Origin of the sequence: Enterococcus sp. DIV1283b, from assembly GCF_051710965.1 — a bacterium.
Lineage (GTDB): Bacteria > Bacillota > Bacilli > Lactobacillales > Enterococcaceae > Enterococcus_B > Enterococcus_B lactis.
On the sequence record NZ_JBIOLR010000001.1, the window covers coordinates 2,257,040 to 2,271,190 of the forward strand.

Consider the following 14,151-nt stretch of genomic DNA (forward strand, 5'->3'; position numbering starts at 1 on the left):
TTTCTAAAAAATCCCTATCCACGAACCAAAAATCCCAAAGAAAGCTAATCCGATCAAAATCGTTAATGGTTTTACTTCTTTTTTCAATAGATAAAACACTACACCAAATGCACCCAGACATAAGATATTTGGGACGATATCATCAAAAATACTTTGAACAGTCACAGCATTTTCTCCTGAACCGATTTTTAAAGGGATATTGATGGTAATCATCGTGGCAGTCATTGCTCCGACGACCATCAGCCCAATGATAGACGCGCCTAATGTCAAACTTTCCATCATCCCGTTTGCCTGAATCTTTTTCAAAAAACCTGTTCCTAAGCGATAACCCCAACCTGTTGCTAGATAGCGGAACAGAATGTGCGGAATATTGAAAATCAAAATGAACAAGATAGGTCCTAAAATATTTCCTTGCATAGCTAAAGAGGTGCCCACACCTGTGGCAATCAATCGCAAAGTTCCCCAAAAGAAAGAATCCCCTAACCCTGCAAGTGGTCCCATCAAAGATGTTTTGATACTGTCGATCGCGGTCACATCAAATTCAGGATCATCCTTATTTTCTTCCTCCATTGCAGCCGTGATCCCTAAAATCAATGTAACGATATGTGGGGTCGTGTTGAAAAACTCTAGATGCCGTTTCAAAGCTGCTGCCATTTCTTCTTTCGACTGATATAACTTTTTCAAAATCGGAATCATTGCGTAAACATAAGCCATATTCATCTGTCGTTCATAGTTCCAAGAAAACTCCATTTGAAAAGAACGCCAGAATACATGATTCAGTTCTTTTTTCGTTATTTTGCTATTTTTACTCTCAGAATTCTTCATCTTCTTCGACCTCCCCTGCAGTGGTTTGAAGTGGCAGTTGACGGACATTCATGATATTGACTACCACAACGGCTAAAATTGCACCAAAAATAGCTACTCCGGTCACAGGAATCTTTAAGTAAGAAGCTATAGCGAAACCTAAGAAAAAGTATGGTGAAACTTGTTTGTTAATCAGCAATCGAGCGAGCATCGCGAAACCAAGAGCTGGAATCAACCCTGTAGCTACTGACAAGCCATTCTGAACGAAGTCAGGAATCTTATTGAGTAGATTTCCGATCGTATTGCTTCCCACCATATACGAAACCATTACCACAACACCAAGCATCAAAGAAAGACCGAAACCGGCAAGCAAGTGCATATGCTCGACTCCTTTATAGTTTCCTTCTTCTGCATAACTGTCCGCTTTATGGTTCATAATTGGAATCAAAAGACCTAAGTAAATATTTTTCAATATCAATGTCAACGTAGCAATTGGTAAACCTAGTAAAAGTGCCGTTTCCGTACCAGCTCCAGCTGTGATAGCAAAAGCCGTGCCTAAAATTCCTCCGGTCACCACATCAGGGGGGATCGAAGCACCTACTGAGAATGATCCGATAAATGCTAACTCCAAAGTGGCACCCATGACGATCCCAGTTTTTACATCACCTAACACGATTCCTGTAAACAGTCCCGTCACAATTGGACGAGAAAGCAGCGATGTCCCTAATGCATATTCTGATTGTGCGATAAATGCAACGATACCTAATAAGACTGCTTGTACAATCATTGAGTTTCTTCCTTTCTTACAAAACTTCCCTTACGTCCACTTTTTTATCTGCCGGTACTTGACGGATCTCCACTTCTATTTGTTTGTCAATCAATCTTTTCAATCGTTCCTCCTCTTCTGGTAAAATATTCACCGCTTTTCCAATACTACGAGTACCAGGTTTCGCCTTGATCCCTCCTAAGTTGATGGTTTTGATTTCTGGATACGCTTCTGCCAGCTTATATGCGTCCTCGATTGATTCCACTACGATGAATAGCTTATATTTATCTGTCACACCGCTTTTCAATGCGGCAATCGAGTCATCAATGGATTTGATCACTAGTTTGACTCCTTGCGGCTTGGCTAATTTGATCGTTGTCTTTCGTATCTCATTAGTAGGCACATCATCATTCGCAATCAAAATACAATCTGCACCTATTGTTTGTGTCCAAGAAAAAGCGACTTGTCCGTGTAATAACCGATGGTCAACTCTTGTCAATACAATCATTCTTCTTCCTCCTAAAATTCGTCTTCTTCTATTTCCTGATTGATCCGTTCGTTACAAAACTGGATCATTTTTTTTGAATCAGTTAGCACCTGCTGGATCAAAACAGTTGTCTCCACTTCAGCGTCCAACTGAGATACTAGCTCAATCAAGAGTGGCAAATTCAATCCAGCAACAAGATAGACATGATCCTGATTGATATATTGTAAGAATTCATTGTTGACACTTCCGCCAAAAAGATCCGTCAGAACAATGATTTCTTTATCTTTGTACCTCATAAACAGCTGACTTACTGATTCCGTTAAATCAAAATTCTCATCAGTATAGCAGTCCAATGCAGTAATAGAATGATTTTTCCCATAGATTAGCTCTAATGAATCTAGTATCCCTGAAGCAAATTTACCATGGGAAGCTAAGATAATTTCTCTGTCCACTTTTTCATCTCCTCTTTTTACTTACACATACTAAAAAGCAAGTTGCGTGCCAAAGTTAGTGGCCACAACTTGCTTATGTTCAAAATTCTTCTTCTATCGAGAGTAACTCTGTACTTTCACTCAAAATATCACAGATATAGGCAATCTCAGAATGAGGGATCATGACACTATAATGCTCTTCAATGACACTAAACGCAGATTTAATAGCAGATACCTCTTCTTTTTGACACTGTTCCCATTTCTCTAATCCTTGATAGGTTTCAATTGGCATTTGTCGGATCAAACGTTCGATTAGACAGCTCACATGGACATATAACGCTAGTTTTTTGGGGTTACTGATTCTTCGATTCAACTGCACCTCTAATTCTCGCATAAAATGATCGATTTCCTCCATCACCTTTTCTGTATCTAGAATAGTCACAGAGTCCAGTACTTTCTCCAATGAAAAATTGCGAATGATGTTCTGGTTGAATGTTTCCTTATCTGAAACATTCATAGCAGAATCCAACCATTCTGCTAGTACAGACATCTTCTCTCCTGAGATGAGGTCTTCTAATGAAAGATAGTCGATATCGGTGATAGCAGGATCTGCGGTACCTATGATCCCTACGATTTCGTATATGGAAAACAATGGTTCACTGTTTTTCTTATCTTTTAATCGCTGATATTCATATGGGATGATTTTCAACTGACAAGTCGTAGGCAAGCTTTTCTCTAGCAGTTCACTTAGGTGAGCCGCCGTGCCGATTCCAGTGAAGCAGGTAGTAATGAGTGCTTTGGGTTTATTTTCTTGTGGATAGAGGAGCCGCCATTCTGGTTGGATTTGACGAACGGCCTCTTCTGCTATTTCTTCTAAAGCTGCATTTTTTTGCAAGCATTCCCCTACTGTGATGGCTAAAGGTGTCGTCACATTATTCATAATCAAAAGTGGTACAGATAATTGTTTTTTAAAAAACTGATGGATTTCTTTCAGAGATCCCATATCTACTAATATGATCAACCCATTTGAAACATCGCTGTTTTCGCAATAATCCACGATTTCTGAAGCAATCTGCTGTGGTGTGACATCTAGCGGCATATCAAATGATTCAAATAGATCTTCTTGTAATAAACGATTGACCACATTTGCCATACTGCTGGCAGTTGCATAGCCATGCGCAGCAATCATTGCTTTTGGCAGTCGTTTTTCTTTTGACCATTTTACTTTTTTTAGATAGATCGTCAGTAAAATCCGATCCATACTAGTGACTTCAATATCTAATTTAATCTTACTCAGTTCCAAGATTCGCTGGACATAATGATAGCTAGATGGATAAGATTGAGAAACCTGTTTTTCTAATTCTTTGATTAGTTGGATAATCGCATGTTCTTCCGGTAACCATTTGACGGTGCTTCGCTGATAAAGATAGTAACTCAAGGCATAGACACTGTTTCCATCGAACTTGATTTGATAGGCAGACTCCATTTGTCGAAAGGTCTCACGGATAGATTGAGTCCAATAAACCAACAGCTCGTGTTTTTCTTGTCTACTGGTCTCAAACAGCAAAAAATCAAATAATTGGATCACTTCTTGTTTTAGTTTTCCTTCGCAAGAATATAGAAGACACTCATTTTTTTTGAAATCAAGTAGGATTTGCTCAAAACTTTTAACGATTCGTTGCTGTTCTGGCTGTTGCTTTTCCATCAATTGTTCTAAGGTCTGATCTTGCGTGATATAGATTCCTTGCTGTGCTGTATTTTTGGTAATGGGCTGAGTGAGTAGTTCTTTTTGCAAATGATGGATGGTGACATGGATCTCCGACTGTTCACGTTGTTCAGCATACGCTTTTGCCGCTGAAACTTTGACAATATTTTTCAGCTCTCCTATGTTTCCAGATAATTTTTGACCTGCTAGAAGTGACAAAACTGGGCCACTGACTGACAAAGGGCTCCCCATTTTTCTTTGTTCCTCGATAAAAAAAGAGTAAACCAGTTCTAGCCGTTCATTTCGACTACGCTGATTGAGTGCAGGTAGTTCGATTCGGATAGGTATTCTTCGAATGAAAGTGGTTAAGAAATGACTAGTGGTCTCTTCTGTCGTGGCAAAAAAAAGACGTGTTTTGATCCGCCGTGACAAATTAGGTTCTCCCATACGATAAATCACACCTTGATCAAGATAGGTGAATAGTTTTTCCTGCCCTTCTGGTGTTAAGCGATGTACCTCGTCTAAAAACAAGATTCCACCATCTGCTGCTTCGAAAGCCCCTTTTTTATTTTCTTCTGCTCCAGTGTAAGCTCCTTTGACATGTCCAAACAAATTGCTAGTCAACAGTTCAGGATTATCTGCATATTGTGCACAATTGAAAGTGATGAATGGTGCAGAGTCCTCTAGTAAACCATGAAGCAGACAATACTGATAGACTAAATGGACTAAATAACTTTTACCTGTGCCGCTTTCACCTGTGATCAAAAGTGGCAATCCGCCATCTGGATAGTAAAGAGCTGTTTTGATTTGTTCGATACTTTCTTTCAAACTGGCGTCGTGTCCGATCATAAAAGAGAATAAATCTTTTGGTTGTGCGAAAAAAGGCTGTTCTTCTTTAAGATCATTGATAGAAAAATAAAAATTCGTACGTAACTTAAAAAATTGTTTTTCAAAAGCTTCTTTGTGGAAATAAACCACTGGACGAGAATTGATTTTGACTAGTAGTTTCTCCTCATTCAATTGGTTCAAATAATGACTGACTGTGTTTCTTTTTACCCCAAAATGTTCAGCCAATCTTTTTGCTGTAAAGACCTCGTTCATATGGTTGAGATCGAAAAAGGCTGTCTGGTTCTCTAAGTAGCATAAAATTTCGTGTTTTAACAACTTATCCACCCCTACTCCATCATAGAAAACGGATTCATTTTGTCAATAAAATCTTTAATAAAGGGTTGAAAAATATGTCTTGTTATAGACAGCAGCTCACTTATCCCTTATAATTTTTATTCTAAAAAAGAACAGTTCCTTCCGGTTTTTATACTGGAATTTCCAAACAATAAAGAAAGAACAAGGAGGCTATGACTATTCAATGAAATCGGATAAATCTAAAAAGAGGAAGTATACTTCTTGGAAAACTTTTCGCGAAATCATCGGATCTTATCTCGCTGTGGTTGTGTTTTTACCTTTGCTTTATATGGCTATGACAGAACAAACCCGTTTTATCGATGTAGATACGCAATATATAGCCGAAACAGGATTTTTATTTATCTTTATCTTGATTTTTGCGTTCTATAAATCCTTCCACACAAAATAGGAGGCACAGCTCTCAATTTTTCTGTCTGCTTTTTGTTATTACAAATCCTTATATCTGGTATAACAACAATTTATTGGCGTAACGAGGAAAAACGAGTTATGATGCTTTCAGAGAGTAAAGAGGTACTGTTGTCACCATCCTTTTTATTGATTACGTACACCACTCTTAGTTTTTTCCCATTGATTAAGAAAACAAGGTAGAAACATCACTGTTCCTGCCTTGTTTTCTTTTTCGTGTGCTGTTTTGATATCAAAATCGCAAATGGCTTTCTACATAGTAATATTGATAATGAGAGGTTGTATTCGTTACACCAAACTTAATAGAAGCGTTTCTTCCTACTCCGATATTCACCCCTGCATTCCAAGTTGTCGAACCATTATTGAAGAAGTCGCCATTTACAATGTAAAAAATACGGTTAGCATCTTCTAAATGAACATAAACAGTTCCACTAAATTGTTTCGACAAACCATTATATCCGCGGATCATTTCAACTCGTACGATTCTTTTGATAGCCCTAAAATTTCCACTTTCACTGGTCTCGCAATAAAAGCGCATCGTAGATCTATAACTAACATTATCTGTCAAAGATTGCGATAATGCTCTGTATGTTACCCTTGATGTACGTGCTTGTCTTGCACTTTTAGCTGAGAATCCAAGCTCTTGTTGTGCTTGGATAATAGGGATGCCGTTTTCTTTTGCTACTTCTCGCACCATTTCATCAAAAGTGAGTACGGGACTTATGTTTATCTCTTTATTTTCATTTGATATGTCGTTCACTGACGCATCCACTTCTACAGCAAACACAGGCTGTCCGATATTACTTATCCCCCCTAAAGTGCCATACATAATAAACCAATCAACAATTTTTTTATTTTCATAGTCCTTCCTTCAACATTAATTAGGTTTCCCTCAAATAATTTGTGACAATAACTTTATATCATAAGAAGAAAACGATTTCAACAACTTTATAAAAAGAAGAATAAACTACAAAAAAACAAAGTTTTTATTAGAATTAATAACATCGTTACTTTTTATTTTTTCACAAAAAATAACAATAGTTTTCATGGGAAAGGAAGCTTCGCCCTCTCGATTTTATGAGATTCTATTCATTACTAAGATCATTTGCTTTATACTCGCTATTTTTTACTTAAATCATGGAATCACTACTTTTTTATTTTCAAAAAATAAATAGCGCTCCATTGATGATTCTGTACCTGATCCACCTTTTACACAAGATTCATTTATAAAAAATCGGACAAAATAGACGTTTGGAGGACTGAAGAAACCGGGATGATTTTCCCGTTCTCTTTCTTTTTTTCTAAAAAATACTCTATTCAATCTCTAAAATCTCCTCATAATAAAACTTTCATTTATGAAAAGGCTTGTTCTCTTTTCATTCTAAATTTCCTAAGCTACAATGTGGTAGTACTTGTTTTTTCAACTGTAGACAAATAAATAATAGGAGGAATCATATGATTCAGTTATTACGTTATGCAAAAGATTATCGTAAGCAAATCATTTTGGGTCCGTTCTTCAAGTTTCTTGAGGCTGTCTTCGAACTTGTCCTACCTTTAATGATGGCTTCCTTGATCGATAATGGACTAAAAATGAATGACCGAGGAAAAATCATTGAAATGGGCTTATGGATGGTCGCTATGTCTGTGATTGGTCTGATTTGTGCCATCATTTGCCAATACTACGCTTCAGTAGCTTCACAAGGATTTGGTACAGAGTTGCGAAATCAGCTGATCAAAAAAATCAATACTTTCTCTCACAACGAGTTGAATCATTTTGGAACAGATACCTTGATCACTCGAATGACAAACGACATCAATCAGCTTCAACTAGCTTTAGCAATGGTCATTCGTTTATTGATTAGAGCACCATTTTTAAGCATTGGTTCAGTAGTCATGGCTTTTGTGATCGACTGGGAAGTAGGTCTGTTTTTCTTAGCATTATTGCCTATTTTCTCCATCATTTTATTTTTTATCATCAGAAAAACTGTTCCTCTCTATCAAAAAGTGCAAGAAAAACTAGATCAGCTCAATGAACACGTCAGCCAGAATCTTAGCGGCGTTCGTGTCATACGTGCATTTGCACAGACAAAAAAAGAAACAGAAAAGTTTGATAAAAGCACAAATGATCTAGCGAACAATTATTTACGTGTTTCCAATATCTCTGCCCTTTTATCACCTGCTACGACCTTGATCATGAATGTCGGAATCATCTGTTTGCTAACAGTCGGCGGGATCAAAGTAAACATTGGTAGTTTGGAACAAGGACAAGTTCTTGCTTTGATCAATTATATGAATCAAATGCTTTTAGCACTGATCGTTGTTTCAAACCTCGTCGTGATCTTCACACGTGCCGAAGCTTCAGGAAATCGAGTAAAAGAGGTTCTAGACACAGAGAATTCGATTCTTGAAGCCGAGGTCAGTACTACTCCCGATTTTTCTTCTGAAGCGATCCTCGTTTTTGATCATGTTGACTTCCGTTATACTCCTGATTCTGGGCTTTCTCTTCAAGGGATTACATTTCAGCTGAAGCGAAATACGATCCTTGGAATCATTGGTCCAACGGGAAGCGGGAAAACGACTTTGACTCAATTGATTCCGCGCTTCTATGATGTCAGTTCTGGTACAGTCATAATGGATGGAATGGACGTTCGTTCTTGGCAGCTGGATCATCTTCGTCAGCAAATCGCCCTTGTTCCCCAAACTTCCGTGTTATTTACTGGGACTATTCGTGAAAACCTTCAATGGGGTAAGCAAGATGCCACAGAAGAAGAATGTTGGGAAGCCCTGAAAATCGCTCAGGCAGAAGAATTTGTACGTCAGCTTCCAAATGGTTTAGATACAAAAGTCATGGAAAACGGAAAAAATTTCTCCGGCGGTCAAAAACAGCGACTAACGATTGCCAGAGCTTTGATCGCCAAGCCAGAATTACTGATTTTAGATGACTCTTTGAGTGCGTTGGATTATCAGACTGACTTGGATTTGCGTAAGGCGCTGCAGACTTATCTTGGCAGTACAGTGATCATTATCTCCCAACGTGTCCGCTCCATTCAAGAAGCCCACCATATCTTAGTGATGGATCAAGGAAAGATCGCTGCTCAAGGTACACATGAAGAATTACTTGCTCAATCAGCGGAATATCAGGAAATCGTCGCATCACAGGAGGAAGAATAGTTATGAAAGTAAAAAAATTATCCTTGCAGACACTCCGTCGCTTCATCCCTTATCTTACTGCTTATTCAAAAGATATTTGGCTAGCTGTACTACTAGGGATCATCAACGGGATCGCAACAGTTGTGATGACGTTACAAATTGGCCAAAGTATCGATCAAATGATCGGAGAAGGACAAGTTCGCTTCAATCGACTATTCCATTTACTGATTCTGTTCGGTGGGATTGTTTTGATCAACGTAGTCAGTCAATGGCTCATCCAAGTATTAAGCAATCGGTTAGCTTACTTGTCTGTTGCAACATTAAGAAAAGATGCTTTTGCCCATTTAAATCGATTGCCACTTCGTTATTATGATCAAAATTCTCATGGAAATATCGTCAGTCGATTTACAAATGATATGGACAACATTTCTATTGCGATTTCTGCAGCCTTCAATCAATTGTTTTCCGGAGTTGCGATCATCCTTCTTTCATTTATTTTTATGATGCGTCTAAGTCCACTTCTGACATTGGTCGTTCTTTGTTCTACACCAATTATTTTCCTTGTGAGTTGGATCGTTGCTCGTGCTTCACAAACAAATTTCGATAGACAGCAAAGAATCATTGGGGAGATCTCGGGCTTTGTGACCGAACGAATCGGTAATCAGAAAATCGTGAAAGCTTTTCAGCAAGAAGAAGCTAGTCAACAGCAATTTGAACTGCTAAATGCTGATCTATATCAAAAAGGACAACGGGCACAATTTTCTTCTTCCTTGACAAACCCGTCTTCTCGTTTTGTAGATCACCTTGCTTATTTATCGATTGGTTTAGTTGGCGGCCTATTGGCATTGAAGAGTGGTTCGTCAATCACTGTTGGTGTGATTTCCAGTTTTACGATCTACTCAAGTCAGTTTTCTAAACCATTTATCGAACTTTCTGGAATCACGACACAACTGCAAACCGCTTTTTCTGGTCTAGAACGAGCATTTGATTTGATCGATCAACCAGAAGAAAAGCCTGATTTGCCAGATTCCTATGCCTTGGATCCCAAAAATATCATAGGAAAAGTCTCTTTTGATCATGTTTCTTTTTCTTATGACCCCAAACAGCGTTTGATCGAAGATTTCAATTTTACTGCTTATCCAGGTCAAACCATTGCTATAGTAGGAAAAACAGGAGCCGGAAAATCCACACTTGTTAATTTGCTGATGCGTTTTTATGACACAACAAAAGGAACGATTACAATCGATGACCATGACATCCGCTCTATTCAACGTGATACATTACGTAAAAGTTTTGGAATGGTGTTACAAGATACTTGGCTATTTGACAGTACATTGCGAGAAAATCTCCGCTTTGGGAATCCGGAAGCAAGTGACACAGAAATCAATGATGCCCTAAAAGCCTCTTATATGTATGAATTTGTAGAACGTTTGCCGGAAAAATTAGATACTAAGATTGGCGGTCAAGGGTTAAAGATATCCGATGGACAACGCCAACTGTTGACGATTGCTCGAACGATGATCAGTAATCCGCCTATGTTGATCTTAGATGAAGCTACCAGCTCAGTCGATACATTGACAGAGAAAAAAATCCAACAAGCTTTCTTAGCAATGATGGAAGGAAAAACCAGTTTTGTTATTGCCCATCGCCTCTCCACAATCAAAAATGCGGACCAGATATTAGTGATGGATCAGGGAGCCATTGTCGAAATGGGCACCCATGATGAGTTGCTTCAAAAAGATGGTTATTACCGACAGCTTTATCAAGCACAATTCACAGCACAATAAAAACAAGCAGTCTTCTGGGATGGGAAGACTGCTTGTTTTTTATTTAGCGTGGATCGCTAAACTTCTTAAAATTTTTTTGTAAGGAATACTACGTCCTACGTAATAAATGGCAATTGATTGAATCGGTAACCATATCACTGTTTTTAACAGGCGGGGCGCCCAAACGACCCAGCTGAACAATGGCACATGATACATCAACGCAAGCCATAATGGTGTCAAAAATAAGTTTATGATCAGCGTGACACTAAGCGTAGCCAAAATGGCATTTTTCCAAGTGATTTCTTTTCGATAGAAAAAGAATCCGTAGATTGCTCCTTCAATAAATGCATTCAATGTAAATCCAATAAAAAATGCAGATTTCGAGAAGAGAGCCATTCCTACTAAATCAGCTAAAACTGCGCCTATCCCTGACCAAAAAGGACCAAAAAGAATGCCCATGATCACTTGTGGAATAAATGTGACACTGATTTTAATAAATGGGGTCTCGATTGCTACCAGACGGGACAACGTGACCATCAATGCAATCAGTAAGCCCATAATAGCAATCATACGTGCGTCTAACCGGTGTTTCTTCATTTTTAGCATCTCCTTTAAGAGCTGCTACATCGTATCATGCAGCGAATGCGAAAATAAAACCGCGAACATTACGTCCTTCGTCCAAGAGGCAACATCCCATCCTCTTAGCACTTAACGCTTTATTTTCTACTCTGTATTATTTTGGGATCTTTTCCCACAGAAACTATAGCATATTTTCACATTTACTGCAAACACGAAAAACTAATATTATTGTTTATATTATCCAATACGTTCGTATTATATCGCATATTCTCAGTTCGTTTAGCTTTTATAGCTTCATATAGGCGAACATTAAACGTTATTTTTCCATACACTTGTCCATCAAAATGAAAGTGGACGTTTGTCTATTTCATGGACGATTCTTCGAAAATCTAGGAAGCCGGCTTCCAGCCCTCTTAGCAGCACCTCAGCTGTTCCGATATTTGTAGCCAACGGAATCTCATAAACATCAGATAAACGGATAAGTGCTGTTACATCTGGTTCATGCGGCTGTGCAGCCAGCGGGTCTCGAAGAAAAATCACCAAATCTAACTGGTCCTCCGAGATCATTGCTCCAATTTGCTGATCTCCGCCTAACGGTCCGGATTTAAACCGATGAATGGGCAAGCCGGTTGCTTCCGTGATCCGTTGTCCAGTCGTCCCGGTAGCAAAAAGTTCATGTTTTTCCAATATTGTTTTATACGCTGTTGCTAATTTCACCATCATAGGTTTTTTTCGGTCATGAGCGATCAAAGCGATTTTCATAAAAGACACTCCTTTTGATATAGTTAACATACTTATTTACTTCAGTGTATCAGTTTTTATTTCTTATGGATATTTATTGAAGCTTAAAACTAGCACATTGACAAAAAAAAGAAAAAATTCTTGTTCAACATGACATTGAACTTAGTTAACGCTTTCATTTATACTTTAATCAGTTAATAAAACTAAAAAAGAAAGTGTGGAACGTATTATGGTAGAAATGGCTCTGAAAAACGTATATAAAAAATATGACAATGCAGAAAATTATTCTGTAACTGATTTTAATCTATCAATCAAAGACCGTGAATTCATCGTTTTTGTTGGTCCTTCCGGTTGTGGAAAGTCAACTACTTTGCGAATGATCGCGGGACTGGAAGATATCTCTGAAGGAGAACTAAATATCGGCGGAAAAGTCATGAATGACGTGGCACCTAAAGACCGTGATATTGCCATGGTTTTCCAAAACTATGCATTGTATCCTCACATGACTGTTTATGATAATATGGCTTTTGGTTTGAAATTACGTAAATATGATAAAGCAGACATTAAAAAGCGTGTGGACAATGCAGCAGAGATCCTCGGACTGACAGAATACTTGAAACGAAAACCAGCTGCTTTATCTGGTGGACAACGACAACGTGTAGCATTAGGACGCGCAATCGTTCGGGATGCCAAAGTCTTCTTGATGGATGAACCATTGTCAAACTTAGATGCTAAATTACGTGTAGCCATGCGTGCTGAGATTGCCAAACTTCACCAACGTCTTGAAACAACGACGATCTATGTTACTCATGATCAGACAGAAGCGATGACTATGGCTGACCGAATCGTTATCATGAAAGACGGATTTATCCAGCAAATCGGTACACCGAAAGAAGTTTATGATACACCAGTCAACATGTTCGTTGCCGGCTTTATTGGATCTCCTGCCATGAACTTCTTTAATGTGGCATTGAAAAACGGTGTCATCACAGATGGACATGGGCTTAAGCTTCGTATTCCTGAAGGGAAAAACAAAGTATTAGTCGAAAAAGGTTATGAAGGAAAAGAAGTCATCTTTGGCATTCGTCCAGAAGACATCCACAGTGAACAAGTAGCCCTTGAAGCTTCACCTGAAGCCGTAGTGAAATCAGAAGTTGTCGTTTCCGAATTACTTGGTGCTGAAACGATGCTTTACACAAAAACTGGTTCTACTGAGTTCATCTCAAAAGTAGATGCAAGAGATTTCCATAAACCAGGTGAAATGGTTGACCTTGCCTTCAACATCAATAAAGGGCACTTCTTTGATAAAGAAACCGAACAAGTCATCAAACTTCCCTAATCTGCCCCCTTTAGAGCTACGCCAGAAAATAGTGGTGTAGCTCTTTTTAGGACAAAAAACTCTCATCTTAGCGGATTTATTATCCGTTAGTAGATGAGAGTTTTTCTTTGATAGATCATTAGTATGTCGTTTTCTTCGCGTACCCTTGAATCGATTCTTTCCGATTTCCTTTTTTTGCTGCCGTAAATACCGGGATATCAAAATATTTGCTGAGTGTTCCTGCTATAAAATAAGCAATATTATAATCAACCAAACTATGGATGAGTCCACCAATTCCCATCAAGATGAACACTGTATAAAAATACCCTTGAGAGTAATACGTGTCAGGCATATTACCGATGAAGTAAAAGATGCTGACTACTAGCATTTCTACTAAAGAATGAATCACACCTATCACAAAATTGAACCCTTGGAAACGCCAATTAGTAAAAGTAAACTGTCCATTCTTTAAAACGATACTCGGATGCTTCTGTAAGTACCATGCCCCAATCAATGCAAATACAAGATGTGACAATGCGCGCAATGCAATGATAACTGGCGTTGTCAAAAAGAAACCGAATGTCGTACCTAGTGCAACAGCCACTGCAACTCCTGGTGTAAAAAACATCGCAATAAATAATGGCACATGAGACGCTAATGTAAAAGAAGCAGGTGGGATCATGATTTTAGGCATAACCATTGGGATAATGACCCCCATCCCAATCAATAAAGCAGAAATCGTTAGTTTTCGAACTGAATTTTTTCTCATTTTTTCTCTCTCCTAATATGTCTTGAC

At 38.4% G+C, this 14,151-nt stretch carries 13 protein-coding genes and 1 riboswitch; of the genes, 4 read left to right on the top strand and 9 right to left on the bottom strand.

Annotated features, from left to right (window positions below):
* Nucleotides 1-3: 3 nt before the first annotated feature.
* The 5 genes from IGJ53_RS11115 to IGJ53_RS11135 form a co-directional block, all read right to left on the bottom strand.
* On the bottom strand, nucleotides 4-825 hold the full coding sequence (locus IGJ53_RS11115) for a PTS system mannose/fructose/sorbose family transporter subunit IID (RefSeq protein ID WP_002291048.1): 822 nt from the start codon (nucleotides 823-825) through the stop codon (nucleotides 4-6).
* On the bottom strand, nucleotides 812-1,591 hold the full coding sequence (locus IGJ53_RS11120) for a PTS mannose/fructose/sorbose/N-acetylgalactosamine transporter subunit IIC (protein WP_438750227.1): 780 nt from the start codon (nucleotides 1,589-1,591) through the stop codon (nucleotides 812-814). Before IGJ53_RS11120 ends, IGJ53_RS11115 begins: the two co-directional genes overlap by 14 nt.
* A 16-nt stretch (nucleotides 1,592-1,607) precedes the next feature.
* Nucleotides 1,608-2,078 carry a PTS sugar transporter subunit IIB gene (locus IGJ53_RS11125; protein ID WP_002287114.1) on the bottom strand — a complete coding sequence of 157 codons (471 nt, stop codon included), beginning with the start codon at nucleotides 2,076-2,078 and terminating at the stop codon, nucleotides 1,608-1,610.
* Between the two features lie 11 nt (nucleotides 2,079-2,089).
* Entirely contained in the window at nucleotides 2,090-2,509 is a 420-nt protein-coding gene (locus tag IGJ53_RS11130) for a PTS sugar transporter subunit IIA (RefSeq protein WP_002373911.1), read from the bottom strand.
* Between the two features lie 79 nt (nucleotides 2,510-2,588).
* A complete protein-coding gene (locus IGJ53_RS11135) occupies nucleotides 2,589-5,366 on the bottom strand; it encodes a sigma 54-interacting transcriptional regulator (protein WP_010732985.1) in 2,778 nt (925 codons plus the stop codon).
* Between the two features lie 193 nt (nucleotides 5,367-5,559).
* On the opposite strand from IGJ53_RS11135, the gene IGJ53_RS11140 reads away from it, so the two are divergent.
* Nucleotides 5,560-5,784, top strand: coding sequence for a hypothetical protein (locus tag IGJ53_RS11140; protein WP_002315767.1), 225 nt, complete (start codon nucleotides 5,560-5,562; stop codon nucleotides 5,782-5,784).
* Between the two features lie 249 nt (nucleotides 5,785-6,033).
* Here IGJ53_RS11140 and IGJ53_RS11145 read toward each other — a convergent pair whose 3' ends face one another.
* Nucleotides 6,034-6,630, bottom strand: a complete 597-nt coding sequence (locus tag IGJ53_RS11145; protein WP_010732984.1) for a hypothetical protein — start codon at nucleotides 6,628-6,630, stop codon at nucleotides 6,034-6,036.
* Nucleotides 6,631-7,256: 626 nt separating this feature from the next.
* On the opposite strand from IGJ53_RS11145, the gene IGJ53_RS11150 reads away from it, so the two are divergent.
* Both IGJ53_RS11150 and IGJ53_RS11155 read left to right on the top strand, forming a co-directional pair.
* Complete coding sequence (locus IGJ53_RS11150) at nucleotides 7,257-8,972, top strand: ABC transporter ATP-binding protein (RefSeq protein WP_010732982.1); 1,716 nt, start codon at nucleotides 7,257-7,259, stop codon at nucleotides 8,970-8,972.
* Between the two features lie 2 nt (nucleotides 8,973-8,974).
* Nucleotides 8,975-10,738: an ABC transporter ATP-binding protein gene (locus tag IGJ53_RS11155; protein WP_259741922.1), complete on the top strand. Its 1,764-nt coding sequence runs from the start codon at nucleotides 8,975-8,977 to the stop codon at nucleotides 10,736-10,738.
* Between the two features lie 39 nt (nucleotides 10,739-10,777).
* Here IGJ53_RS11155 and IGJ53_RS11160 read toward each other — a convergent pair whose 3' ends face one another.
* Together IGJ53_RS11160 and mgsA are read right to left on the bottom strand one after the other, a co-directional pair.
* Nucleotides 10,778-11,314 carry a folate family ECF transporter S component gene (locus tag IGJ53_RS11160; protein WP_002289509.1) on the bottom strand — a complete coding sequence of 179 codons (537 nt, stop codon included), beginning with the start codon at nucleotides 11,312-11,314 and terminating at the stop codon, nucleotides 10,778-10,780.
* A gap of 37 nt (nucleotides 11,315-11,351) precedes the next feature.
* Nucleotides 11,352-11,450: riboswitch (THF riboswitch) on the bottom strand.
* A gap of 185 nt (nucleotides 11,451-11,635) precedes the next feature.
* Nucleotides 11,636-12,058, bottom strand: a complete 423-nt coding sequence (mgsA, locus tag IGJ53_RS11165) for a methylglyoxal synthase (protein ID WP_002291069.1) — start codon at nucleotides 12,056-12,058, stop codon at nucleotides 11,636-11,638.
* 208 nt (nucleotides 12,059-12,266) lie between these two features.
* Here mgsA and IGJ53_RS11170 point away from each other — a divergent pair, with 208 nt between their 5' ends.
* Nucleotides 12,267-13,376, top strand: a complete 1,110-nt coding sequence (locus IGJ53_RS11170) for an ABC transporter ATP-binding protein (protein ID WP_010732980.1) — start codon at nucleotides 12,267-12,269, stop codon at nucleotides 13,374-13,376.
* A 118-nt stretch (nucleotides 13,377-13,494) separates the two neighbouring features.
* On the opposite strand, the gene IGJ53_RS11175 is transcribed toward IGJ53_RS11170, so the two are convergent.
* Entirely contained in the window at nucleotides 13,495-14,124 is a 630-nt protein-coding gene (locus IGJ53_RS11175; RefSeq protein ID WP_002291071.1) for a hypothetical protein, read from the bottom strand.
* Nucleotides 14,125-14,151 lie beyond the last annotated feature (27 nt).

Bases quoted from the DNA above. Each gene is read 5' to 3' on its own strand.
- IGJ53_RS11115 (WP_002291048.1), bottom strand. From the start codon at position 825: ATGAAGAATTCTGAGAGTAAAAATAGCAAAATAACGAAAAAAGAACTG.
- IGJ53_RS11160 (WP_002289509.1), bottom strand. From the start codon at position 11,314: ATGAAGAAACACCGGTTAGACGCACGTATGATTGCTATTATGGGCTTA.
- IGJ53_RS11125 (WP_002287114.1), bottom strand. From the start codon at position 2,078: ATGATTGTATTGACAAGAGTTGACCATCGGTTATTACACGGACAAGTC.
- IGJ53_RS11145 (WP_010732984.1), bottom strand. From the start codon at position 6,630: ATGTATGGCACTTTAGGGGGGATAAGTAATATCGGACAGCCTGTGTTT.
- IGJ53_RS11140 (WP_002315767.1), top strand. From the start codon at position 5,560: ATGAAATCGGATAAATCTAAAAAGAGGAAGTATACTTCTTGGAAAACT.
- IGJ53_RS11120 (WP_438750227.1), bottom strand. From the start codon at position 1,591: ATGATTGTACAAGCAGTCTTATTAGGTATCGTTGCATTTATCGCACAA.
- IGJ53_RS11155 (WP_259741922.1), top strand. From the start codon at position 8,975: ATGAAAGTAAAAAAATTATCCTTGCAGACACTCCGTCGCTTCATCCCT.
- mgsA (WP_002291069.1), bottom strand. From the start codon at position 12,058: ATGAAAATCGCTTTGATCGCTCATGACCGAAAAAAACCTATGATGGTG.
- IGJ53_RS11170 (WP_010732980.1), top strand. From the start codon at position 12,267: ATGGTAGAAATGGCTCTGAAAAACGTATATAAAAAATATGACAATGCA.
- IGJ53_RS11175 (WP_002291071.1), bottom strand. From the start codon at position 14,124: ATGAGAAAAAATTCAGTTCGAAAACTAACGATTTCTGCTTTATTGATT.
- IGJ53_RS11150 (WP_010732982.1), top strand. From the start codon at position 7,257: ATGATTCAGTTATTACGTTATGCAAAAGATTATCGTAAGCAAATCATT.